Genomic DNA, 24,189 nt, shown 5'->3' with positions numbered 1-24,189 from the left:
CGGAGGAACCCGTGTCCGTGACGACCGAGCCGCAGACGGCGCCGCCGAGCGCGACGCCGGTCGCGGCCGGGGCGTTCGCCCCCCGCCAGCTGCTGGCGGCCCTGCCCGAGGCCCTGCGCAAGCTCGACCCGCGGGTGCAGGCCCGCAACCCGGTCATGTTCGTCGTCTGGGTCGGGTCCGTGCTGGTCACGGTGCTCGCCGTCGCCGACCCGAGCGTCTTCGCGGTGCTCGTCGCGGTGTGGCTGTGGTTCACCGTGCTGTTCGCCAACCTCGCCGAGGCCGTCGCGGAGGGGCGGGGCAAGGCCCAGGCCGCCTCGCTGCGCGCCACCCAGCGCGACACCGTCGCCCGCAGGCTGGTCACCGACTCGCCCGCCGACCGCGACGCCGCCGAGGAGCAGGTCCCCGGCGCGCAGCTGCGCCTCGGTGACCTCGTCGTCGTCGAGGCGGGGGAGACGATCCCCGGCGACGGCGATGTCGTGCACGGCATCGCCTCGGTCGACGAGTCCGCCATCACCGGCGAGTCCGCGCCGGTCATCCGGGAGGCGGGCGGCGACCGCTGCGCCGTCACCGGCGGCACCACCGTGCTCTCGGACCGGATCGTCGTGCGGATCACGACGAAGCCGGGGGAGTCCTTCGTCGACCGGATGATCGCGCTCGTCGAGGGCGCCGCCCGGCAGAAGACGCCGAACGAGATCGCCCTGACCATCCTGCTGTCGGCGCTGACGATCGTCTTCCTGCTCGCGGTGGCCGCGATCGCGCCGATGAGTGCCTACGCCGGGACCCAGGTGCCGCTGCTGGTGCTCACCGCGCTGCTGGTCTGCCTGATCCCGACCACCATCGGGGCGCTGCTGTCGGCGATCGGCATCGCCGGGATGGACCGGCTCGTGCAGCGCAACGTGCTCGCCACCTCCGGACGCGCGGTCGAGGCCGCCGGCGACGTCGACACCCTGCTGCTCGACAAGACCGGCACCATCACCTTCGGCAACCGGCGCGCCACCGCGCTGCACCCGGTCGGCGGCACCGGCGTCGAGGAGCTCGCCCGCGCCGCGCGGCTGTCCAGCCTCGCCGACCAGACCCCCGAGGGCCGCAGCATCGTCGAGCTCTGCGCGGCCGAGCACGGCCTCCCGCCGGAGGCCGACGCGACCGAGGCCGTCGCCGAGTTCGTGCCGTTCACCGCGCAGACCCGGATGTCGGGCATCGACCTGCCGGGCGGTGTCGTCCGCAAGGGCGCCGCGGCCGCGGTCCTGGACTGGGCGCGGGTCACCGACCGCGCCGAGGCGGACCGTCTGGTCGAGTCCATCTCCGACGGCGGCGGGACCCCGCTGGTCGTCGCCCGGGCCTCCGGCCCCGGCGGTGACGGTGCGGCCGTGCTCGGCGTGATCGAGCTGTCCGACGTCGTCAAGCCCGGCATGGCGGAGCGCTTCGCCGAGCTGCGGGCCATGGGCATCCGCACCGTGATGGTCACCGGTGACAACCCGCGCACCGCTGCCGCGATCGCCGCCCAGGCCGGCGTCGACGACCACATCGCCGAGGCCACCCCGGAGGACAAGCTCGCCTACATCCGCCGCGAGCAGGAGGGCGGGAGGCTCGTCGCGATGACCGGAGACGGCACCAACGACGCGCCCGCGCTCGCCCAGGCCGACGTCGGCGTCGCCATGAACACCGGCACCTCCGCCGCCAAGGAGGCCGGGAACATGGTGGACCTGGACTCCGACCCGACCAAGCTCATCGAGATCGTCGAGATCGGCAAGCAGCTGCTGATCACCCGCGGCGCGCTGACGACGTTCTCGGTCGCCAACGACCTCGCGAAGTACTTCGCGATCCTGCCCGCGATGTTCGTGACGCTGTACCCGTCGCTGGGGCTGCTCAACGTCATGGGCCTGGCGACGCCGGAGTCCGCGATCCTCTCCGCGGTCATCTTCAACGCGCTGGTGATCGTCGCGCTGATCCCGCTCGCCCTGCGCGGGGTGCGGTACCGGCCGTCGTCGGCGGCGTCGCTGCTGCGGCGCAACCTGCTGATCTACGGCCTCGGCGGGGTCGTCACCCCGTTCGTCGGGATCTTCCTCATCGACCTGCTCGTCCGCTTCGTCCCGGGGATCTGATGCTCACCACCCTGCGCCGCCAGACCGCGACCGGCCTGCGCCTGCTCCTCGTCATGACCGTCCTGTGCGGCATCGTCTACCCGCTCGCGATCTGGGGCGTCTCCCGCCTCCCCGGGCTCTCCACGCAGGCCGAGGGCTCGGTGCTCCCCGGCGGCACCGGCTCGTCGCTGATCGGGATCGACCCGGTCGCCGCCGACCCGGCGGCCGACCCCTACTTCCACACCCGCCCGTCGTCGACGTCGACGGCCGAGGCCGGGCTCGGCCCGGCCGACACGACGACCTCCGGCGGCTCCAACAAGGGCGGCTTCGACACCGGCCTGCTGGAGTCGGTGCAGCAGCGCCGGGCGGTGATCGCCGCCCGGGAGGGCGTCGACCCCGCCGCCGTCCCCACCGACGCCGTCACCGCGTCCGGCTCCGGGCTCGACCCCGACATCAGCCCGGCCTACGCCGCACTCCAGGCGCCGCGCGTCGCCCGCGTCACCGGGCTCCCGCTGTCGCGGGTCCAGGAGCTCGTCGCCGACGCCACCAGCGGGCGCACCCTGGGCTTCCTCGGGGAGCCGCGGGTGGACGTCACCGAACTCAACCTGTCCGTGCGGGACGCGCGGTAGTGGGACGGGACCACAATGGCCGGGTGAGGGGAGAACTGCGCATCCATCTCGGTGCCGCGCCCGGGGTCGGGAAGACCTTCGCCATGCTCGGCGAGGCCCACCGCAGGCTCGGGCGCGGCGCCGACGTGGTCGTCGGGGTCGTCGAGACCCACGGGCGGGAGCGCACCGCGGGGCTGCTCGACGGCCTCGAGACGGTCCCGCGGCGCACCGTGCTCCACGGCGGCACCGAGCTGCACGAGATGGACGTCGACGCCGTCCTGGCCCGGCGCCCCCAGGTCGTGCTGGTCGACGAGCTCGCCCACACCAACGCGCCCGGCTCGCGCCACGCCAAGCGTTGGCAGGACGTGGAGGAGCTGCTCGACGCCGGCATCGACGTCATCTCCACGGTCAACGTGCAGCACCTGGAGTCCCTCGGCGACGTCGTCGAGACCATCACCGGGGCCCGCCAGCAGGAGACGGTGCCCGACGACGTGGTCCGCCGCGCCGAGCAGATCGAGATCGTCGACATCACCCCGGAGGCGCTGCGCCGCAGGCTCGCGCACGGCAACGTCTACCCGCCCGAACGCGTCGACGCCGCCCTGGCGCACTACTTCCGGGTGCCCAACCTCGTCGCCCTGCGGGAGCTCGCGCTGCTGTGGATCGCCGACGAGGTGGACGTGGTGCTGCGCCGCTACCGCACCGAGCAGCAGGTGTCCGACGTGTGGGAGACCCGCGAGCGGGTGGTCGTCGCGCTGACCGGTGGCCGGGAGTCCGAGACGGTGCTGCGCCGTGCCGCGCGGATCGCGAAACGCTCCGGCGGCGCCGACCTGATGGCGGTGCACGTGCTGCGCGGCGACGGCCTGGTCCCCGGCCGCGCCGGGGCGCCGGTGCTCGCCGCGGACCGGGTGCGGCGGATGGCCGAGGGGGTCGGGGCGAGCTTCCACACCGTCGTCGGGGAGTCCGTCGACGACGCCCTGCTCGACTTCGCCCGCGGGGCCAACGCCACGCAGCTGGTGCTGGGCACCTCCCGGCGCTCCCGGCTGGCCCGGGTGTTCGACCCCGGCATCGGGGCGCGGGTGGTGCAGGAGTCCGGCCCGATCGACGTGCACATGGTCACCCACTCCGCCGCCGGGCGGGCCCTGCGGCTGCCGAGGCTGCGCAGCGGGCTGCCCGCGGGCCGGCAGGCCGTCGGCTGGGCGACCGCCGTGCTCGCCCCGGCGGCGGCGACCCTGCTCGGGATCGCGCTGACCGACTGGGTGGACCTGTCCACCGACGTCGTCCTCTACTTCCTCGCGACCGTGCTCGCCGCGCTGGCGGGCGGGCTCGGCCCGGCGCTGCTCGCGGCGCTGCTCGGCGGGCTGCTGCTGAACTTCTTCCTGTCCCCGCCGCTGTACTCCCTCGCGATCGCCAACCCCGGCAACGTCATCACCGTGGCGACGATGCTGCTGGTGGGGGTGCTGGTGGCGCTCGTCGTCGACCGGGCGGCCCGGCGGGCGGAGCAGGCGGCGCGGGCCCGGGCGGAGGCCGCGCTGCTGGCGTCGTTCGCGCGGACCGTCCTGACCCGGTCCGACCCGCTGCCGCGGCTGCTGGACCGGGTCCGCGAGACCTGGGCGCTGCAGTCGGTGGCACTGCTCGAACAGGGCGAGGACCGGGTGTGGCGCCGGGTCGCCTGCACCGGCGACGCCGGGGCGTGCGACCGGCCGGAGAAGGCCGACGTGGACGTCGTCGTCGACGAGGGGCTGCACCTGGTCGGGACCGGCCGGGCCCTGCCCGCGGCCGACCGCAGGCTGCTGGAGGTCGTCGGCGGGCAGGCGCTGCTGGCGCTGCGCGGGCAGCGCGCCGAGGCCGGGGCCGCCGACGCCGAGCGTCGCGCGGCCGCCAACGAGACCCGCGGCGCGTTGCTCTCGGCCGTCGGGCACGACCTGCGCAGCCCGCTGACCTCGATCAAAGCCGCCGCGAGCAGCCTGCGCGACGAGCACCTCCCGCTCGGACCGGACGACCGCGCCGAGCTGCTGGCGACCGTCGAGGAGTCCGCGGACCGGCTCACCGGCCTGGTCGACAACCTGCTCGACTCCTCCCGGCTCGCCGCGGGCGCGGTGACCCCGCTGCTGGCCCCGGTCGGCTACGACGAGGTCGCCGCCACCGCGCTGCTCGGCCTGGAGGGCGCCGACCGGGTCCGGGTCGAGATCGACGAGGACCTGCCCGACGTGCTCGCCGACGCGGGCCTGCTCGACCGGGTGCTCGCCAACGTCGTGGACAACGCGCTGCGGCACGGCGGGACCGAGGTGTTCCTGCGCGCCAGCGCCTACTCCGACCGGGTCGAGCTGCGCGTCGTCGACCGGGGGCGCGGTGTCGCACCGCGCGAGCGCGACGCGTTGTTCGCCGCGTTCCAGCGCCTCGGCGACCGCGACGCGACGTCCGGGCTCGGCCTGGGGCTGTCGGTGGCGCAGGGGCTGACCGTGGTGATGGGCGGCGAGCTGACCGCGGAGGACACCCCGGGCGGCGGTCTCACCGTCGTCGTCTCGCTGCCCGCCGCGCCGGTGGGGGTGGCCCGGTGAGCGGGGGCGGCAACGGCGTGCGGGTGCTGGTCGTCGACGACGACCCGCAGATCCTGCGGGCCCTGCGGATCAACCTCACCGCGCACGGCTACACGGTGCTCGTCGCCGCCGACGGCTCCGCCGCGCTCCGGGCGGCCGCGGACGGGCACCCGGACGTCGTCGTGCTCGACCTGGGGCTGCCCGACCTCGACGGCACCGAGGTCGTCGAGGGGCTGCGCGGCTGGAGCACGGTGCCGGTGATCGTGCTGTCCGCGCGCACCGACTCCACCGACAAGGTCCGGGCGCTCGACGCCGGCGCCGACGACTACGTGACCAAGCCGTTCGGGATGTCCGAGCTGCTGGCCCGGCTGCGGGCCGCGGTGCGCCGCGCCGCCGTGTCGACCGTCGACGGCGAGGCCGTCGTGACCACCGCGGACTTCACCGTCGACCTGGCCGCCAAGACGGTCGCGCGCGCGGACGGCGCCGAGGTGCACCTGACCCCGACCGAGTGGGGGATCCTGGAGCTGCTGGTGCGTCACCGCGGCAAGCTCGTCGAGCAGAAGCGGCTGCTGCGCGAGGTCTGGGGCCCGCAGTACGGCACCGAGACCCACTACCTGCGGGTCTACCTCGCCCAGCTGCGGCGGAAGCTGGAGCCGGTGCCGTCGCGGCCGAAGTACCTGATCACCGAGGCGGGGATGGGGTACCGGTTCGACGGCTGAGCCGGTCTCAGCGGCCGAAGTCCTGGGTCCAGTACCCGTCGGCCAGCCCGACGCCGATCGTGGTCAGCGAGCAGTTCAGGATGTTCTTCCGGTGCCCGGGGGACTCCATCCAGTCCTGCACGACGGTCGCCGCGTCCGGCTGGCCCATCGCGATGTTCTCCGCGCCGGGGGAGTCGTAGCCCGCCGCGGTGATGCGGTCGGCGAAGTCCCGGCCGTCGCGGCTGTCGTGGGCGAAGTAGCCCTGGGCGGCCATGTCCTCGCTGTGGCCCTGGGCGGCCGCGCTGATCCGCGGGTCGGCCCGCAGCGCACCGCAGCCCGCGGCGGCCCGCTCGGCGTTGGTCAGCTCCACGACGCGGGCGAGCTCGCCGGAGAGCCCCGCGACCGCGCCGCCGGCGGGTGACGCCGCGGCCCGGGCCGGGGGTGCTGCCTCCGCGGTGGCGGCCGCCGCGGTGGTCGCGGCAGCCGCGGAGGCGGCGGTGGCCGCCTCGTGCGCGGAGAGCGCGTCCAGCGCGGTCCGGGCGGAGGAGCCCGGGTCGGCCGGGGCGGCGGCGAGCGCACCGCGGACGAGCGCGGCGCCGTCGACCGGGGCGCCGTCACCGGCCGGGGCCGGGGCCGTCGTCGCGTAGGCGGCGCCGACCGCCCGGAGCGGCTGGGTGTCGGAGACCGGTCCGCCGGGCCGTTGGGCGTCGGGCGAGCCCGCTGCGGTGAGCGCCGGTGCGGCGAGCGGGGCGGCCATGGCCAGCACGGCGCCAGCCCCCACCCCGCCGAGCACGGCGCTCGCTGCGCGCGGTGTGCGTCGTCGGGTCACGGCCGCGTAACGTACCAGCACTGTGAGTGGCAACACGGATTCGACCGTTCGGCTGATCGCATGGGTCCAGGGGGAGGTGCAGGGCGTCGGTTTCCGCTGGTGGACACGGTCGCGGGGGCTCGAGCTCGGCCTCGTCGGCCAGGCCCGCAACCTGTCCGACGGCCGGGTCGCGGTGACCGCGGAGGGTGACCGTGCCTCCTGCGACCGCCTGCTGGAGCTGCTGCGCGGCGGGGACACCCCGGGGCGGGTGACGTCGGTGTCGGAGCAGTGGGCTGAGCCGTCCGGCGCATTTTCCGGGTTCGTCGAGGCCTGACCGCTCAGTTCTGTCGGTGCGGGGGTCTACACCTGTGCCCACACCGACCCCGGAGGTCCCGATGCCCGTCCAGATGACCCCGTACCTGCACTTCGACGACAACGCGCGCGAGGCGATGGAGTTCTACCGCTCCGTGCTGGGCGGCGAGCTGCAGGTCATGACCTTCGGTGACATGGGCGCCGAGGGCCCCGTCCCGCCGCCGGACGGCGTCATGCACGCCTACCTCGGCACCCCCGACGGCTTCGCCCTCATGGCCTCCGACGGCGACCCGCGGCGCCCGACCGGGGCCCCGTCGGGCATCTCGGTCAGCCTCTCCGGCGACGACCCGGAGAAGCTGCGCGGCTTCTTCGCCGGGCTCGCCGAGGGCGGCGTCGTCGACGTCGCGATGGAGAAGCAGATGTGGGGCGACGAGTTCGGCCAGCTCACCGACCGCTTCGGCGTCCGCTGGCTGGTCAACGCCTCCACCCCCGCCACCTGAGGGTGCGCCCGGATACCCTGGTCGCCCCCGCGCACCTGGAGATCCCCGCCCGTGCACCTGAAGACGCTGACGATGAAGGGCTTCAAGTCCTTCGCCTCGGCCACCACGCTGCGCCTGGAGCCGGGGATCACCTGCGTCGTCGGGCCGAACGGCTCGGGCAAGTCCAACGTCGTCGACGCGATCAGCTGGGTGCTCGGTGAGCAGGGCGCCAAGGCGCTGCGCGGCGGCAAGATGGAGGACGTGATCTTCGCCGGCACGTCCGGCCGGGCGGCGCTGGGCCGCGCCGAGGTCACCCTCACCATCGACAACTCCGACGGCGCCCTGCCGATCGACTACTCCGAGGTCTCGGTGACCCGCCGGATGTTCCGCGACGGCGCCGGCGAGTACGAGATCAACGGCTCCCGCGCCCGGCTGCTTGACGTGCAGGAGCTGCTCAGCGACTCCGGCATCGGCCGGGAGATGCACGTCATCGTCGGGCAGGGCCAGCTCGACGGGGTGCTGCAGTCCAAGCCGGAGGACCGCCGCTCCTACATCGAGGAGGCCGCCGGGGTCCTCAAGCACCGCAAGCGCAAGGAGAAGGCGCTCCGCAAGCTCGACGCGATGCAGGCCAACCTCACCCGGCTCACCGACCTCACCGCCGAGCTGCGCCGCCAGCTCAAGCCGCTGGGCCGCCAGGCCGAGATCGCCCGCCGCGCCCAGGCCGTGCAGACCGAGCTGCGCGACGCCCGGCTCCGCCTGGCCGCCGACGACTACGTGACCCTGTCCGAGGAGACCCAGCGCGAGGAGGCGACCCAGGAGCAGGCCCGGCGCCGCCGCGCCGAGGTCGAGGAGCAGCTCGACGTCGCCCGCGAGCGCCAGGACGAGCTGGAGACCGCGCTCGCCGCGGACGCGCCGCGGCTGCAGGTCGCCCAGGACACCTGGTACCAGCTCTCCGCGCTGGCCGAGCGGCTGCGCGGCACCGTGCGCCTCGCCGAGGAACGCGTCCGTCACCTCACCTCCTCGGCCGAGGCGGGGCGCACCCCCGGCCGCGACCCGGACGAGACCGAGGCCGAGGCCGACGCGGTCGCCGAGCAGGAGGACGAGCTGGTCGCCGCCGTCGCCGCCGCCCGGCGCCTGCTCGACGAGGCCGTCACCGAGAAGGCCGAGCGCGAGCGGACCCTCGCCGCCGCCGAACGCGAGCACCTGGCCGCCGTGCGCGCCATCGCCGACCGCCGCGCCGGGATCGCCACCCTCGCCGGGAAAGCCGACGCGCTGCGCTCCGGGGTCGCCGCGACCGCGGAGGAGATCGAGCGGCTGTCCGAGGCGCTCGCCGAGGCGGGCGCCCGCACCGCCGAGGCCGAGGCCGAGCTGGAGACCGCGCGGGAGTCCCTCGGCGTGTCCGGGGACGAGGCGGACACCGACGCGCTCGCCGCCCGGGTCGAGCAGGCCGAGGCCGCGCACCGCAGCGCGGCCGAGCGGGTCGCCGAGCTGGTCGCCGCCGAACGCGACGCCGAGCAGCGCCGCGCGCACTGGCGGGCCCGGGTCGACGCCCTGCAGGTCGGCCTGGTCCGCCGCGACGGCACCGGTGCCCTGCTCGACTCCGGCGACGACGGGGTGCTCGGCGCCGTCGCCGAGCTCGTCGAGGTCGATCCCTCCGGGCGGGCCGCGGTCGCCGCGGCGCTGGGCGAGCTGGCCGAGGGCGTCGCCGTCGCCTCCGTGGTGTCCGCGGCCGACGCGCTGCGGTCCCTGCGCCGCGGTGACGCGGGCCGGGCCGCGCTGCTCGTCGGCGCCGGGTCCGCCGGGGCCGACCGTGCCGCCGGGCGGGTGCCGGTCCCGGTCCCCGACGGCGCCCCGCCCGCCGGCCGCTGGGCGGCCGCGCTCGTCACCGCCCCGCCCGCGCTCGCCCCGGCACTGGGGGAGCTGCTGGCCGGGGTGGTCGTCGTCGACGGCCTGGACGCCGCGGCCGCCGCCGTCGGAGCCCGGCCGGGCCTGACCGCGGTCACGACCGAGGGGGACCTGCTCACAGCGCACGCCGCCCGCGGCGGCACCGGCGCCGGGGAGGGCGCGCTGCAGCTGCAGGCCGCCGTCGACGACGCGGTCACCGCCCGCGACGCCGTGGACGCCGAGCTGGAGTCGCTGCGCCCCACCTGCGAGGGCGCCCGCGCCGAGGAGACCGCCCGCGGGGCCGACCTGACCGCGGCCCGCGCCGCCGTCGCCGACGCCGACCGGCGCCGCTCGGCGGGCGCCGCCCAGCTCGGGCGGCTCGAACAGGTCGTCACCTCCGCCCGCGCCGAGGCCCAGCGGCTGCGCGACCGTCGCGACACCGTCGAACGGCGGCGGTCGGACTCGCTGATCGAGCTGGAGGCCGCCGAGCGCCAGCTGTCGCTGGCCTCCGACGCCCCGGTCGACGACGAGCCCGACACCGAGCTGCGCGACGAGGCCGCCGAGCGGGTCGAACAGGTCCGCTCCGAGGAGGTCGAGTGCCGACTCGCGCTGCGCACCGCCGAGGAGCGGGCCCGCGCCATCGCCGGGCGCGCCGAGACCCTGCGCCGCCAGGCGCACGGCGAGCGCCTCGCCCGGTCCCGGGCCGCCGCCGCGGCCGCCGAACGGGAGCGGGCCTCGGAGGTCGCCCGGCTCGTCGTCGACGCCGGGCACGTCGCCGCCGAGCGGATCGAACGCTCCCTGGCCGCCGCGGCCGCGGAGCGCGACGAGATCCAGGCCGCCCGCGCCGAACGCGAGCGCGCCCACACCGAGGCCCGCGACACCACCACGAAGCTCACCGCGCTGCTGGAGAAGCTCACCGACGCCGTCCACCGCGACGAGATGGTGCGCCAGCAGACCCGGATGCGCCTGGAGCAGCTGACCGAGAAGATCCTGGGCGACCACGGCATCGGCGTCGACGACCTCGTCGCCGAGTACGGGCCCGAGGTCCCGGTGCCGCCGTCGGCCGCCGAGACCGCCGAGTACGATGCCGCCCGCGAGCGCGGCGAGCAGGTCTCCGCGCCGCCGCCGGTCCCGTTCGACCGGCCCACCCAGGAACGCCGCCTCAAGCGGGCGGAGAAGGACCTGTCGCTGCTCGGCAAGGTCAACCCGCTCGCGCTGGAGGAGTTCGCGGCGCTGGAGGAGCGCTACAAGTTCCTGTCCACCCAGCTCGAGGACCTCAAGAACACCCGCCGCGACCTGCTCACCGTCGTCCGCGAGGTCGACGACAAGATCCTCGAGGTCTTCACGACCGCGTACCACGACGTCGCCGCCGAGTTCGAGACCGTGTTCGCGACGCTGTTCCCGGGCGGCGACGGCAGGCTCGTGCTCACCGACCCCGACGACATGCTCACCACCGGCATCGAGGTCGAGGCCCGCCCGCCGGGCAAGAAGGTCAAGCGGCTGTCGCTGCTGTCCGGCGGGGAGCGCTCGCTGACCGCGATGGCGCTGCTCGTCGCGATCTTCCGGGCCCGGCCCTCGCCGTTCTACGTGCTCGACGAGATCGAGGCCGCCCTCGACGACGTCAACCTGCGCCGGCTCATCTCGCTGATGGAGGAGCTGCGCACGACCAGCCAGCTCATCGTCATCACCCATCAGAAGCCGACGATGGAGGTCGCCGACGCCCTCTACGGCGTCTCGATGCGCGGCGACGGCATCACCCAGGTCATCTCCCAGCGCCTGCGCCCCGCCTCCTGACCGGCTGACCGGCCCGTCCTGCACGGCGGGCCGGCCGGGCGTGGCAGGGTGGCGTCGTGACCACGCAGACCCTCTGGATCGTCGTCGCGATCGTCGTGGCGGTGTTGCTGATCGCCGTCGTCGCAGGGCTGGTGACCGCCCGCCGACGGCGCATCAGCCTGCGGTCCGACGAGCAGCAGCGCGAGCTCGGGACCGGTACGGACGAGCCACCGCGCACCGGCGGCAGCTACCAGGCCGGGGGCGGGTTCGCGTTCTCCTCCGGGACGGCCACCGCGCCCGAGCGGCCGCGCGCCCCCGGCGACGACGCCCCGACCGCCGCCACACCGACCCCCGCCACCCCGGCCGCGCCGGCGCCGCCCGCCGAGGCCGCCGACGCGCCGACCGCCGACGAGGTCCGGACCCCGCCCGGCGGCACACCCGTCGTCGACGGGGCGACCGAGGCCCGCACCCCGCCCGGGGGCATCCCGGTCAGCACCGCCCCGCCGGTCCCGTCGACCGCGCCGCCCAGCAGCCCGACCGTTCCCACCGAGCAGACCGGGACCGTCACCGGCACCCCGGACGCCCGCGTCATCGACACGGCCGAGGCCAGCAAGGACCCGGCCACCCGCCAGCTCCGCCGACCCGAGGGCCCCTCCGGGGCCGCCGGGACCGTGGCGACGCCCGACGGCGGCACCACCGAGCGGATCCCGGCCCCACCCGCCGCACCCGCCGCGAGTGCCCCGACCGAGCCGGTCGCCCGCCCGGGGACGGCCCCGAGCACCCCGACCGAGCCGGTCGCCCGCCCGGGGACCGCCCCGAGTGCCCCGACCGAGCCGGTCGCGCGTCCGGAGACGGTGGACCCGCAGGCCCCGGTCGCCCCGGGCGCCCCCACCGAGGAGATCGCCCCGGCCGAGGGCCGGATCGGCCGGCTGCGCGGCAGGCTGTCCCGCTCGCGCTCCGGGCTCGGACAGAGCCTGCTGGGCCTGCTCGGCGCCGGCGACCTCGACGAGGAGTCGTGGGAGGACGTCGAGGCCACCCTGCTGCAGGCCGACCTGGGCCCCGAGACGACCGCCGAGATCGTCGGGAAGCTGCGCGAGCAGATCGCGACCCGCGGCGTCCGCACCGCCGAGGCGGCCCGCGCCGCCCTGCGTGACGTGCTCGTCGAGGCCCTCGGCACCGGCCAGGACCGCTCGGTGCACGCGCTGCCGCACGACGGGCGCCCCGCGGTGCTGCTGGTCGTCGGCGTCAACGGCACCGGCAAGACCACCACCACCGGCAAGCTCGCCCGGGTGCTGGTCGCGGGCGGGCACCGGGTGACCCTCGGCGCGGCCGACACCTTCCGTGCCGCCGCCGCCGAGCAGCTCGTCACCTGGGGCGAGCGCTCCGGCGCCGGTGTCGTCCGCGGGCCCGAGGGCGCCGACCCGGCCTCGGTCGCCTTCGACGCCGTCAAGCGCGGCACCGACGACGGGGTGGACGCCGTCCTGCTCGACACCGCGGGCCGGCTGCACACCAAGACCGGCCTGATGGACGAGCTGGGCAAGGTCAAGCGCGTCGTCGAGAAGCAGGCCCGGGTCGACGAGGTCCTGCTCGTCCTCGACGCCACCACCGGCCAGAACGGGCTGACCCAGGCGCGGGTGTTCGGTGAGGTCGTGGACGTCACCGGGGTGGTGCTCACCAAGCTCGACGGCACCGCCAAGGGCGGCATCGTGTTCCGCGTCCAGCGCGAGCTGGGGGTGCCGGTCAAGCTCGTCGGGCTCGGAGAGGGCCCCGACGACCTGGCCCCGTTCGAGCCCACCGCGTTCGTCGAGGCACTGCTCGACTGAGTCACGGTGCGGGCCGTCCCGGACGGCCCGCACCGTGCGCCACGTCACGAACCGGACCATTCGGATGACCTTCGGTCCTCCGGATCCGGTTGGGTAACCCAACCGTCATCCGGCGCGGCGGCCTGTTAACCGTTACGAAACGGACAGGCGCCGAATGCGAAACACGCGATCACCATTCTTCCTCCCCAGTCAGCCAGATGGACGGACATGGGAGGAACAGTGCCTGCAGAGGCCCTCAACGGCGGCGACACCGCCTGGATCCTGGCGAGCGCCGCGCTCGTACTGCTCATGACACCGGGGGTCGCGCTGTTCTACGGCGGCCAGGCCCGGTCCAAGAGCGTGCTGAACATGATGATGATGTGCTTCAGCTCGCTGGGCCTCGTCGGTGTCCTCTGGATCCTGTTCGGCTACTCGATGACCTTCGGCCCGGACCTCGGCGGCGGCCTGCTGGGCGACCCGTTCGCCTACTTCGGCCTCACCGCGATCCTGGCGAACGACCAGGCCGCCGAGACGCTGCCGCAGCTGGCCTTCGTCAGCTTCCAGGCGATGTTCGCGATCCTGACGGTCGCGCTGATCGCCGGTGCCGCCGCCGACCGCATGAAGTTCGGCGCGTGGATGCTCTTCTCCGGCCTGTGGGCCGTCCTGGTCTACTTCCCGATCGCGCACTGGGTCTTCGACCTGGAGCAGGGCTGGATCGCCACCACGCTGGGCGCGCTCGACTTCGCCGGCGGCACCGCCGTCCACATCAACGCCGGTATGGCCGCCCTGGTCCTCTGCATCATCCTGGGCAAGCGCCGCGGCTGGCCGCGTGAGGCGATGCGCCCGCACAACCTGACCATGGTCATGCTCGGTGCCGGTCTGCTCTGGTTCGGCTGGTTCGGCTTCAACGCCGGGTCGTCCGGTGCCGCCGACTGGGCCGCCGCCTACGCCTTCACCAACACCATCGCCGCCACCGCCGCCGCCATCCTCGGCTGGCTGCTGATCGAGAAGATCCGCTACGGCAAGGCCACCTCGCTCGGCGCCGCCTCCGGCATCGTCGCGGGTCTGGTCGCGATCACCCCGGCCTGCGCCTCGGTCTCGCCGCTGGGCGCGCTCGCCATCGGTGTCCTCGCCGGTGCGCTGTCGGCCTACGCGGTCGGCTGGAAGTACAAGCTCGGCTTCGACGACTCGTTCGACGTCGTCGGTGTCCACCTCGTCGCCGGCCTCTGGGGCACCCTGGCCATCGGCTTCTTCGCCACCGACATCGCCCCCGACGAGACCAACGGCCTGTTCTACGGCGGCGGCGTCGACCAGCTGTGGCGCCAGGCCGTGGCCGCGCTCGCCACGCTGATCTACTGCGGCATCGTGACCGCGATCATCGCGTTCATCGTCAAGGCCACCCTCGGCCTGCGCGTCGACGACGAGGCCGAGCAGGCCGGCATCGACGAGGCGGAGCACGCCGAGACCGGCTACGAGTTCTCCGGCCTGCGCGGCGGCAGCGGTCTCGGCTCCTCGCCGAAGCCCGCCACCGAGGCGAAGGCCACCCCCGCCGCGAAGCAGGAGGTCTGACCCGTGAAGCTCGTGACCGCCATCGTCAAGCCGTTCGTCCTGGAGGACGTCAAGGGCGCCCTGGAACAGATCGGCGTGCTCGGTCTGACCATCAGCGAGGTCCAGGGCTACGGCCGCCAGAAGGGCCACACCGAGGTCTACCGGGGTGCGGAGTACTCGGTCGACTTCGTGCCGAAGGTCCGCGTCGAGGTCGTGGTCGACGACGCGCTGCAGGACAAGGTCGTCGACGCGGTCGTCGAGGCCGCCCGCACCGGCAAGATCGGTGACGGCAAGGTCTGGGTGACCCCGGTCGAGACCGTGGTCCGCGTCCGTACCGGAGAACGCGGCGCCGACGCCATCTGACCGACGGTCCCTCGCGACGGCCCGTCGTGCTCCCTTCCCGGAGTGCGGCGGGCCGTCCGCCGTCCGGATTCGAATCGGACATCACGGCATGTATGCGGTCCACTACTCGAACGAACAGGAAGCGGGTGGCGCGGGGCGATGACGGTCCTCGGGTCGGGCGAAGCGGCGGACCTGGTCAAGGCGAAATCGGTCCTCCTGGAATCCAACGGCCGGCACCACCACGGCCCGGAGGCGTTGCGGGCCGCTCTGGTCGACCTGCACGACTTCTGGCTCTCCTCCCGGTGCGCGGCACTCGGGGTCGGCGGTGAGGGCAGCGGGACGGCGCTGGCGGCCGTCGGTGCGCTCGGACGGCGCGAGCTGTGCCCCTGGTCCGACCTCGACCTCGTGCTCCTGCACGACGGCCGGACCGACGTCGACGCGCTCGCGGAGAAGCTCTGGTATCCGCTCTGGGACGCCGGGATCGGGCTCGACCATTCGGTGCGCACCCCCGGACAGGCCGTCCAGATCGCGGCGACCGACCTGCGGGCGGCCTTCGGGCTGCTGGAGCTGCGGCACGTCGCCGGGGACGCGACGCTCACCGGCAAGGTCCGCGACGCCGTCCGCGCGGCCTGGCGGGCCGGGATGCGCAGCCGCTTCGACGAGATCGTCGACACCACCACCGACCGCTGGCGGCGCAACGGCGACGTCGCCCACCGCATCGAGCCGGACCTGAAGAACGGCCACGGCGGCCTGCGGGACGTGCAGCTGCTCGACGCACTGGCCACCGCCCAGCTCGTCGACCGGCCGGGGGCCGACGTCGTCGCCGCCCGTGGGCTGCTGCTGGACGTGCGCACCGAGCTGCACCGGCTCTCCGGCCGGGCCCGCGATGTCCTGCGCGCCCAGGAGGCCGACGACATCGCCACGATCCTCGACGTCGGGGACCGGTTCGACCTGGCCCGCGCCCTGTCCGGGGCGGCCCGCGCGGTCGCCTTCGCGACCGAGGTCGGGCTGCGCCAGGCCCGCAACGCGCTGCCCCGCCGGGGGCTCGCCGCGCTCCGTCGCCCGCCGGTGCGCCGGCCGCTGGACTCCGGCGTCGTCGAGCACGCGGGGGAGGTCGGGCTCGCCCGCGACGCGTCCGCGACGAAGGACCCGGCCCTGGTCCTGCGGGTCGCCGCCACCGCCGCCCGCACCGGGCTGCCGATCTCCGCGGGCACCCTGTCCCGGCTCGCCGACACCGCCCCGGAGCTGCGCGCGCCGTGGCCGCGGACCGCGCTGGCCGAGCTGCTCGCCCTGCTCGGGACCGGCAAGGCCGCCGTCGCGGTGGTCGAGTCGCTGGACCGCACCGGGCTGTGGGGGCGGCTGTTCCCCGAGTGGGGCGCGGTCCGCGACCTGCCGCCGCGGGACCGCACGCACGTCTGGACGGTCGACCGCCATCTCGTCGAGGTCTGCGCCGAGGCCGCCCGGCTCACCACCCGGGTCGCGCGCCCGGACCTGCTGCTGGTCGGCGCGCTGCTGCACGACATCGGCAAGGGCCGCGGCGGTGACCACTCGGTGGTGGGGGAGTCGCTGGTCCGCCAGATCGGCGAGCGGCTCGGGCTGCGCGAGGGCGACCTCGTGCTGCTGGCGGCGATGGTGCGTCACCACCTGCTGCTGCCGCACACCGCGACCCGTCGCGACCCGGAGGACCCGGCGACGGTGTCGCGGGTGCTCGAGACGCTGCGCGAGGCGGTCGCACCGGCCGGCCGGGGCGACGCCGACGTGGCGCTGCTGCTGGAGCTGCTCGACGCGCTGGCCGAGGCCGACTCGCTCGGCACCGGGCCCGGTGTGTGGAGCCCGTGGCGGCGCACCCTGATCCAGGGGCTGGCCGGGCGCTGCCTGTCCGCGCTCGACGGCCGTCCGTTCGTCGAGCCCGGCCCGCCGGACCCGGCCCACCAGGAGATGGTCGACGCCGTCACGGCGGCGGGGGAGCCGCAGGTCCGCTTCGCCGGCGAGGACGACGTCGCGTCGGTCACCGTCGCGCTGCCCGACGGGCGCGGGGTGCTGTCGGCCGTCGCCGGGGTGCTCGCCCTGCACTCGCTGCAGGTGCACACCGCCGACGTGAACGTGTCCGACGGGGTCGCGGTCGAGACGTTCGCGGTGACCCCGCGGTTCGGCGGCCTGCCCGACCCGGCGCTGGTCCGCTCCGACCTGGTGCGGGTGCGCGCCGGGTCGCTGGACCTGGTGCAGGCGCTGGCCCGCAAGGAACGCGACTACGCGCCGTCGACGCCGGAGGTGGAACGGACCGCCCCGCCGCGGGTGCTGTGGTTCGACGACGAGGCCACCGGCGCGGTCGTGCTGGAGCTGCGCGGCACCGACCGCATCGGGCTGCTCCACCACGTCACCGCCGCCCTCGAACGGACCGGGGTCGACCTCGTCTGGGCCCGGGTGGAGACCCTCGGCGCCTCGGTCGTCGACTCCTTCGGCATCGGCGGGTCCCCGGACCGGTCGGCCCGCAGCGAGATCGAGAAGGCGGTCCTCACGGTGGCCGCCGGGCGGGGGGAGGCCCGCCCCGCGACGTGACGCGGGTCGTGTCGCCTTGCAACAGCGGCCGCCCGGCGACGATCATGCTCGTCGCCGGTGCGGGCCCGCCCGGTGCAGCGTGCGACGAGGAGTGTCGACGTGGACACCGGCAACACCGCCTACCTGCTCGGCAGCGCCGCCCTGGTCATGCTCATGACCCCGGGGCTGGCACTGTTCTACGGCGGCATGGTCCGCGCCAAGAGCGTGCTCAACATGATGATGATGAGCATCGTCTGCCTCGGCGTGATCGGGCTCGTCTGGGTCGTGTTCGGGTTCTCGCTGGCCTTCGGAGACTCGCACGGCGGGCTGATCGGCGGGTTCGAGCTGGCCGGGATCACCGACCCGAACGCGCTGGTCGGCGACGTGCCGGTGCAGGCGTTCGCGATGTTCCAGCTGATGTTCGCCGTGATCACCGGGGCACTGGTGTCCGGCGCCGTCGCCGACCGGGCCCGGTTCCGGGCCTGGACGCTGTTCGTCGCGGTCTGGGTGGTCGTGGTCTACATCCCGCTGGCGCACTGGACCTTCGCCGTCGACGGCGCGGTGTCGCAGCGCGGCGGCTGGCTGGTCAACACCGTCGGCGCCCTCGACTTCGCGGGCGGCGCCGCGGTCGAGGTGAACTCCGGCGCCTCGGCGCTCGCGCTCGCGCTGGTCCTCGGCGCCCGCCGCGGCTGGCCGCGCGAGCCGATGCGCCCGCACAACCTGCCGCTGGTGCTGCTCGGGGCGGGCCTGCTGTGGTTCGGCTGGTTCGGGTTCAACGCCGGGTCCGCGCTCGCCGCCGGGGCCACCGCGGCCAACGCCTTCGTCACCACGATGACCGCCGCGTCCGCCGCCGTCGTCGCGTGGCTGGTCCTGGAGGACCGGCTCGACGGCCGTCCGACCAGCCTCGGGGCCGCCTCGGCCGCCGTCGCGGGGCTGGTCGCGATCACCCCGGCCTGCGGCTACGTCGACACCTGGGGTGCGCTGGCGATCGGCGTGCTCGCCGGGCTGCTGTGCCAGCTCGCGATCCGGCTGAAGTACCGGTTCGGTTACGACGACTCGCTCGACGTCGTCGCGATCCACGGGATCGGCGGGGTCATCGGCATGCTGATGCTGGGTCTCGTCGCGACCGACGCGGTCAACCCGGCGGGCGCCGACGGCCTGTTCTACGGCGGCGGCCTCGCCCAGCTCGGCAGGCAGGCGCTGTCGGTGCTGGTCGCGGCGGTCTGGGCGTTCGGGATGACGGCGCTGATCGCCTGGGTGGTGTCGCGGACGATCGGCTTCCGCGCCGCCCCCGACGACGAGCACGGCGGCATCGACGAGGCCGAGCACGCCGAGACCGCGTACGAGTTCAGCACGATGCGCACGGCGGGCCGCGGGCCGGCCGGGCGGATCACCGAGGAGGGGGACCGATGAAGCTGGTGACCGCGATCGTCAAGCCGTTCGTCCTGGGCGACGTCAAGGACGCGCTCGAGGAGCTCGGGGTGCTGGGCCTGACGACCTCGGAGGTCCAGGGCTTCGGCCGCCAGAAGGGCCACACCGAGGTCTACCGGGGCGCGGAGTACTCGGTCGACTTCGTACCCAAGGTCAAGGTCGAGGTCGTCGTCGACGACGAGCAGGCCGACCGGGTCGTGCAGGCGGTCGTCGACGCCGCGCACACCGGCCGGATCGGCGACGGCAAGGTCTGGGTCGTCCCGGTGGAGAACGTCGTCCGCGTCCGCACCGGGGAGCGCGGCTCCGACGCCCTGTGACCGCCCGGTAGCCGCCCCGTGGCCCTGCGGCCGACCGGGTGATCATCACCGGCGACCGGGCGGACACTCCGGGTGATCGGAACGATCCGGGCGTCCGGACCGTTTCACCGCACATGACAACCGCCCGTGCCGTGCCGACCGGTGCCGTCCCGCCGACCCACGACACCGAGCCCCGCCCCGCCGTCCCCGACCCGTCCGACAGCGGCGCGACGGACCCCCTGGTCGTCGTGCTGCCGGGGCGGACGCTGCTGCTCGTCGCGGGCCTGCCGGGGGCGGGCAAGACCACGCTGCTCGCCGGGCTCGACGCCCCGGCCGGCACCCGGGTCCTCGACTCCGGGGCCACCCGGGCCGTGCTCGCGCGGCTGCTCCCGGCCGCGACGCCGTACCCGGCCTACCGGTGGCTGACCCACCTGACCCACCGGGCGTCGGTGGTCACCGCGGCCCTCGGCCCCGCGGACACCGTCGTGGTCCACCTGCCCGCGACCGCGCCCCGGGTGCGCGCCGCGGTCCGCACGCTGGCCCGGCTCGGCGGCCGCGCACCGCACCTGCTGTGGCTCGACACCGCCCCCGACCAGGCACTCGACGGCCAGCACGCCCGCGGACGGGTGGTCCGGTCACGACCGTTCGCGGCGCACGCTCGGCGCGCCCGCGACACCGCCGACGCCCTGCGGGCGGGCACCGAGACCGGCTGGTCCTCGGTCCGTCGCACGGATCGCTCCGGTGCCCGTGGGGGACTGGCGCTGGCCAAGTAGGCTGGTAAGGGTGTTCGACTCCCTCTCCGAGCGGCTCGGATCCACGCTGCGCGACCTGCGCGGCAAGGGCCGGCTCTCCGACGCCGACATCGACGCCACCGCGCGCGAGATCCGGATCGCGCTGCTGGAGGCGGACGTCGCCCTGCCGGTGGTGCGCGGGTTCATCACGCGCATCAAGGACCGGGCCAAGGGGACGGAGGTCTCCCAGGCCCTGAACCCGGCCCAGCAGGTCGTCAAGATCGTCAACGAGGAGCTCGTCGCGATCCTCGGCGGCGAGACGCGGCGGCTGCACCTGGCCAAGGAACCGCCGACGGTCATCATGTTGGCCGGTCTGCAGGGTGCCGGTAAGACGACCCTGGCCGGCAAGCTCGCGCGCTGGCTCCGGGGGCAGGGGCACACCCCGCTGCTCGTGGCCTGTGACCTGCAGCGTCCCAACGCGGTCAACCAGCTGCAGATCGTCGGTGAGCGCGCCGGCGTCCCGACCTACGCGCCGCACCCCGGCGCCACCGGCTCCGGTGAGCTCCCCGAGGGCCCCGGCGACCCGGTCGGCGTCGCCCGCGACGGCATCGCGCACGCCCGCGACAAGCAGTACGACGTGGTCGTCGTCGACACCGCGGGCCGCCTCGGCGTCGACGAGGAGCTGATGCGACAGGCGTCGGACATCCGGGACGCGGTGCAGCCCGACGAGGTCCTGTTCGTCGTCGACGCGATGATCGGTCAGGACGCCGTGGCCACGGCCGAGGCGTTCCGCGACGGCGTCGGCTTCACCGGTGTCGTGCTCACCAAGCTCGACGGCGACGCCCGCGGTGGTGCCGCGCTGAGCGTCCGCGAGGTCACCGGCCAGCCGATCCTCTTCGCCTCCAACGGCGAGAAGCTCGAGGACTTCGACGTCTTCCACCCCGACCGGATGTCCTCGCGCATCCTCGGGATGGGCGACCTGCTCACCCTCATCGAGCAGGCCGAGCAGGTCTTCGACGCCGAGCAGTCCGCGGCCGCCGCCGCGAAGATCAGCTCCGGCGAGCTGTCCCTGGAGGACTTCCTCCAGCAGATGCTGCAGCTGCGCAAGATGGGGCCGATCGGCAACATCCTGAACATGCTCCCGGGGATGAACTCCGGGCAGGCCAAGGCCGCGCTCGAGCAGGTCGACGACCGTCAGATCGACCGCCTGCAGGCGATCATCCGCGGTATGACCCCCGCCGAGCGGGAGGACCCGAAGATCATCAACGCGTCGCGCCGCCAGCGCATCGCGACCGGGTCCGGTGTGTCGGTATCCGACGTGAACGACCTGGTCAACCGCTTCTTCGAGGCCCGCAAGATGATGAAGCAGATGGCCGGCCAGTTCGGCTTCGGCGGCGGTGGGCGCAGCGCGACCAAGAAGGTCCCGAAGAACCCGCGCAAGGCCCGGCAGGCCAAGAAGGGCCGGCGCAGCGGCAACCCCGCGAACCGCGCCGCGGCCGGGGCGCCGGACCTGTCGAACCTGCCGCCGAGCCTGCAGCAGCTCCCGCCCGGACTGGGCAACCTCGACCAGCTGCCGCCCGGTTTCGACCCGTCGAAGCTGAACTTCGGCAAGAAGAAGTAGCTAGGGTCGCCACCCATGACCGATCTTCCGGCCGCGGGGTGGCGGCTCCGCGGAACGCTGCTGGGCCCCGACGGTGCCGCGGGCGCCGACCTGTACGTCGACGGCTCCGGGCGGATCAGCCCGGAGCCGCTGCCCGGGGCGGAGGACCTGGTCACCGACGGCTGGATCGTCCCCGGCCTGGTCGACGCGCACTGTCACGTCGGGCTCGGCCCGGACGGCCCGGTCACCGACCTGGAGGAGTGCGCGGCGCAGGCCCGCACCGACCGCGACGCGGGCACCCTGCTGCTGCGCGACTGCGGGTCCCCGGTCGACACCTCGCCGCTGCAGGCCCGCGATGACCTGCCCGAGATCATCCGGGCCGGGCGGCACGTCGCCCGCCCCAAGCGCTACATCCCCGGGCTCGCCGCCGAGCTCGACGACCCGCGCCTGCTCGTCGACGAGGTCCGGGCCCAGGCGGCCCGCGGTGACGGCTGGGTGAAGCTCGTGGGGGACTGGATCGACCGCGCGGCGGGCCCCGACGACGCCGACCTCGCCCCGCTCTGGCCGGACGAGGTGCTCGCCGAGGCCATCGACGCGGCGCACGGGGCCGGCGCCCGCGTCACCGCGCACGTCTTCGGCACCGAGGCGCTGCCCGGGCTGATCCGGGCCGGGATCGACTGCATCGAGCACGGCACCGGGCTCTCCGACGAGCTCATCGACGAGATGGCCGCCCGCGGCACCGCCCTGGTGCCGACCCTGATCAACGTCGAGACCTTCCCCGGCATCGCCGAGAAGGCGACGAAGTACCCCCGCTACGCCGGCCACATGCGCGACCTGCACGCCCACGCCTGGGAGACCGTCGGACGCGCGATCGAGGCCGGGGTCCCGGTCTACGCGGGCACCGACGCCGGCGGCGGCATCCGGCACGGCCGGATCGCCGACGAGATCGCCGAGCTGGCCCGCGCCGGGCACCCGGACCCGATCGGCGCCGCCAGCTGGGCCGCGCGGTCCTGGCTGGGCCGCCCGGCGGGTCCGGTGCCCGGCGCGCCGGCCGACCTGGTCGTGTACGACCGCGACCCGCGGGGGGATCTCGGCGTGCTGCGGGCCCCGTCGGTGGTCCTGATCCGCGGACGTCGGGTATCAACGGGGGCATGAGCAGTTCGCCCGGTTCGCCGCCGGGACCGCCCGGAGCCTCCGCCGACGACCCGGCCGGCTCCACCCCGTCCGACGCCACCGCGCCGCCGCCCGCCGGGTGGCCGCCCGCGGGCTGGCCGGGTGGGCCGGCGCAGTACGGCCCCGCCGGGCCCGGGCCCTACGGCCCGGGCGCGCCGTACGGTCCGCCGCCGCGGCGCGGGCTGTTCGGGATCGAGCCGTCGCCGCCCCCGCCGCGCCCGTTCCGCGGGCTGCTCGCCTTCCTGGTCGTCGAGATCGTGTTCCTCGGCTCGTCGTTCCTGCTGGCGCTGGGCCTGGGGGAGGTCGACTCCGCGCAGGAGGTCCTCCTCGCGATCGTCGTCCCGACGATCCTGGCCGCGCTCACCTGCGTCGTCTGGACCCGGGTGTTCGGCAGCGGGCCCGTGGCCGACCTGGGCCTGCGGTTCCGCTGGGAGGACGTCGGCATCGGGCTGCTGATCGGCGTCGCCGGGCTGTTCGTGACGATCCCGGCCGCGCTGGCCTACCTCTACCTGGTCGGCCCGGACCTGACGACCTCGGTCGGCGTCGCCTTCGAGGGCATCCGCACGACGTGGCCGGTCGCGCTGGCCGTGATGGTCGGCATCGTCGTGGTCGCCCCGGTCTGCGAGGAGATCGTCTACCGCGGCCTGCTGTGGAACGCCATCGCGCACTGGGTCGGCAACCGCTGGGTCGTGTTCGTGCTGACCACGGCGGTGTTCGCGCTGGCCCACCTGGAGTTCCTGCGTGCGCCGCTGCTGTTCGTCGTCGCGCTGCCGCTGGGGGTCGCACGGCTGCTGACCGGCCGCGTCACCGCCGGGATCGTGGCCCACGCGGTCAACAACTTCCTGCCCGGGCTGGCCCTGGCCCTCATGCTGGTCGGGGCCTTTCCCGCGGTCTGAACGACGTCTGGCAGAATGGCCGATCGGGTCCGTGGCCGGCCCTCTACCTGCCACGGCCGACACCTACGAGTGAGCGAGCCCGTAACCCCACGCGAGGCCGGCTGACTCATCGCAGCACGAATCGACATTCGCGAGGAGCACCACAGCGTGGCCGTCAAGATCAAGCTGATGCGTCTGGGCAAGATCCGTCAGCCGTACTACCGCGTCGTCGTCGCGGACTCCCGTACGCGCCGCAACGGCCGGGCCATCGAGACGATCGGCAAGTACCACCCGAAGAACGAGCCGAGCCTGATCGAGATCGACTCGGACCGTGCGCAGTACTGGCTGGGTGTCGGCGCGCAGCCGACCGAGTCGGTGCAGAACCTGCTCGAGATCACCGGCGACTGGCAGAAGTTCAAGGGCCTGCCGGGCACCGAGGGCACCCTGAAGCCGCAGGCCGAGAAGGTCGACAAGCTGGCCCGCTTCAACGAGGCGCTGGCGGCGGCGAACGAGGAGCCGACCACCGCGGCCACCACCCCGAAGAAGAAGGGTGGCGACCGCGTCGGCAAGACCGCTGACGCCGCCCCGGCCGAGGCCGCGACGAAGAGCGACGACGTCGCCGACGCGACCAAGGACGCGGCCGAGCCGGCCACCGAGTCGACCCAGTCGTGAC

The 24,189-nt window shown here is 74.9% G+C and carries 19 protein-coding genes; 18 read left to right on the top strand and 1 reads right to left on the bottom strand.

Going from position 1 to position 24,189, the window contains the following annotated elements; genetic code table 11:
* Nucleotides 1–11 precede the first annotated feature (11 nt).
* The 4 genes from kdpB to DMP17_RS19115 are packed head-to-tail and all read left to right on the top strand — an operon-like array spanning nt 12 to nt 5,945.
* A complete protein-coding gene (gene kdpB / locus DMP17_RS19130) occupies nt 12–2,102 on the top strand; it encodes a potassium-transporting ATPase subunit KdpB (protein ID WP_443217895.1) in 2,091 nt (696 codons plus the stop codon).
* Nucleotides 2,102–2,710 (top strand): potassium-transporting ATPase subunit C, encoded by a 609-nt coding sequence (locus tag DMP17_RS19125; RefSeq protein ID WP_226355733.1) that lies wholly within the window; start codon nt 2,102–2,104, stop codon nt 2,708–2,710. The genes kdpB and DMP17_RS19125 overlap by 1 nt, the downstream gene beginning before the upstream one ends.
* Before the next feature lie 23 nt (nt 2,711–2,733).
* A complete protein-coding gene (locus DMP17_RS19120) occupies nt 2,734–5,247 on the top strand; it encodes a sensor histidine kinase (protein ID WP_337830223.1) in 2,514 nt (837 codons plus the stop codon).
* Complete coding sequence (locus DMP17_RS19115; RefSeq protein ID WP_308253085.1) at nt 5,244–5,945, top strand: response regulator; 702 nt, start codon at nt 5,244–5,246, stop codon at nt 5,943–5,945. Before DMP17_RS19120 ends, DMP17_RS19115 begins: the two co-directional genes overlap by 4 nt.
* A 7-nt stretch (nt 5,946–5,952) precedes the next feature.
* Here the strand turns inward: DMP17_RS19115 and DMP17_RS19110 are convergent, their stop codons facing one another.
* On the bottom strand, nt 5,953–6,753 hold the full coding sequence (locus tag DMP17_RS19110) for a CAP domain-containing protein (RefSeq protein WP_337830222.1): 801 nt from the start codon (nt 6,751–6,753) through the stop codon (nt 5,953–5,955).
* A gap of 22 nt (nt 6,754–6,775) precedes the next feature.
* Between DMP17_RS19110 and DMP17_RS19105 the strand changes: the two genes are divergently transcribed.
* The 14 genes from DMP17_RS19105 (at nt 6,776) to rpsP (ending at nt 24,188) form a co-directional block, all read left to right on the top strand.
* On the top strand, nt 6,776–7,066 hold the full coding sequence (locus DMP17_RS19105; RefSeq protein ID WP_226355736.1) for an acylphosphatase: 291 nt from the start codon (nt 6,776–6,778) through the stop codon (nt 7,064–7,066).
* 61 nt (nt 7,067–7,127) lie between these two features.
* A complete protein-coding gene (locus DMP17_RS19100; protein ID WP_337830221.1) occupies nt 7,128–7,544 on the top strand; it encodes a VOC family protein in 417 nt (138 codons plus the stop codon).
* 51 nt (nt 7,545–7,595) lie between these two features.
* Nucleotides 7,596–11,201 carry a chromosome segregation protein SMC gene (gene smc, locus DMP17_RS19095; protein ID WP_337830220.1) on the top strand — a complete coding sequence of 1,202 codons (3,606 nt, stop codon included), beginning with the start codon at nt 7,596–7,598 and terminating at the stop codon, nt 11,199–11,201.
* A 56-nt stretch (nt 11,202–11,257) separates the two neighbouring features.
* Nucleotides 11,258–13,003 carry a signal recognition particle-docking protein FtsY gene (ftsY, locus tag DMP17_RS19090; protein WP_226355739.1) on the top strand — a complete coding sequence of 582 codons (1,746 nt, stop codon included), beginning with the start codon at nt 11,258–11,260 and terminating at the stop codon, nt 13,001–13,003.
* Between the two features lie 219 nt (nt 13,004–13,222).
* A complete protein-coding gene (locus DMP17_RS19085; protein WP_226365986.1) occupies nt 13,223–14,551 on the top strand; it encodes an ammonium transporter in 1,329 nt (442 codons plus the stop codon).
* Nucleotides 14,552–14,554: 3 nt separating this feature from the next.
* Nucleotides 14,555–14,893, top strand: coding sequence for a P-II family nitrogen regulator (locus DMP17_RS19080; RefSeq protein ID WP_062401001.1), 339 nt, complete (start codon nt 14,555–14,557; stop codon nt 14,891–14,893).
* Between the two features lie 138 nt (nt 14,894–15,031).
* Nucleotides 15,032–17,431 (top strand): [protein-PII] uridylyltransferase, encoded by a 2,400-nt coding sequence (locus DMP17_RS19075; protein WP_226365984.1) that lies wholly within the window; start codon nt 15,032–15,034, stop codon nt 17,429–17,431.
* Nucleotides 17,432–17,530: 99 nt separating this feature from the next.
* The gene (locus DMP17_RS19070) at nt 17,531–18,823 is read left to right on the top strand and encodes an ammonium transporter (protein ID WP_226355742.1); all 1,293 of its coding nucleotides are present in this window, start codon (nt 17,531–17,533) and stop codon (nt 18,821–18,823) included.
* Nucleotides 18,820–19,158 (top strand): P-II family nitrogen regulator, encoded by a 339-nt coding sequence (locus DMP17_RS19065; RefSeq protein ID WP_226355743.1) that lies wholly within the window; start codon nt 18,820–18,822, stop codon nt 19,156–19,158. Before DMP17_RS19070 ends, DMP17_RS19065 begins: the two co-directional genes overlap by 4 nt.
* 113 nt (nt 19,159–19,271) lie before the next feature.
* On the top strand, nt 19,272–19,910 hold the full coding sequence (locus tag DMP17_RS19060; protein ID WP_226355744.1) for an AAA family ATPase: 639 nt from the start codon (nt 19,272–19,274) through the stop codon (nt 19,908–19,910).
* 10 nt (nt 19,911–19,920) lie between these two features.
* Nucleotides 19,921–21,489, top strand: coding sequence for a signal recognition particle protein (gene ffh / locus DMP17_RS19055; RefSeq protein ID WP_062401008.1), 1,569 nt, complete (start codon nt 19,921–19,923; stop codon nt 21,487–21,489).
* A gap of 15 nt (nt 21,490–21,504) precedes the next feature.
* Nucleotides 21,505–22,623 carry an amidohydrolase family protein gene (locus tag DMP17_RS19050; protein WP_337830219.1) on the top strand — a complete coding sequence of 373 codons (1,119 nt, stop codon included), beginning with the start codon at nt 21,505–21,507 and terminating at the stop codon, nt 22,621–22,623.
* Entirely contained in the window at nt 22,620–23,537 is a 918-nt protein-coding gene (locus tag DMP17_RS19045; RefSeq protein WP_337830218.1) for a CPBP family intramembrane glutamic endopeptidase, read from the top strand. Before DMP17_RS19050 ends, DMP17_RS19045 begins: the two co-directional genes overlap by 4 nt.
* A gap of 147 nt (nt 23,538–23,684) precedes the next feature.
* Nucleotides 23,685–24,188 (top strand): 30S ribosomal protein S16, encoded by a 504-nt coding sequence (gene rpsP / locus DMP17_RS19040; RefSeq protein ID WP_337830217.1) that lies wholly within the window; start codon nt 23,685–23,687, stop codon nt 24,186–24,188.
* Nucleotide 24,189 lies beyond the last annotated feature (1 nt).

It is taken from the genome of Pseudonocardia sp. TMWB2A (genome assembly GCF_017312135.1).
Note: the sequence above shows the minus strand (reverse complement) of the source record. Positions and strands in the feature narration are given on the sequence as shown.

Coding starts and splice junctions, on each gene's coding strand:
- DMP17_RS19125 (WP_226355733.1), top strand. CDS start 2,102: ATGCTCACCACCCTGCGCCGCCAGACCGCGACCGGCCTGCGCCTGCTC.
- DMP17_RS19100 (WP_337830221.1), top strand. CDS start 7,128: ATGCCCGTCCAGATGACCCCGTACCTGCACTTCGACGACAACGCGCGC.
- DMP17_RS19075 (WP_226365984.1), top strand. CDS start 15,032: ATGACGGTCCTCGGGTCGGGCGAAGCGGCGGACCTGGTCAAGGCGAAA.
- DMP17_RS19065 (WP_226355743.1), top strand. CDS start 18,820: ATGAAGCTGGTGACCGCGATCGTCAAGCCGTTCGTCCTGGGCGACGTC.
- DMP17_RS19060 (WP_226355744.1), top strand. CDS start 19,272: ATGACAACCGCCCGTGCCGTGCCGACCGGTGCCGTCCCGCCGACCCAC.
- DMP17_RS19050 (WP_337830219.1), top strand. CDS start 21,505: ATGACCGATCTTCCGGCCGCGGGGTGGCGGCTCCGCGGAACGCTGCTG.
- DMP17_RS19045 (WP_337830218.1), top strand. CDS start 22,620: ATGAGCAGTTCGCCCGGTTCGCCGCCGGGACCGCCCGGAGCCTCCGCC.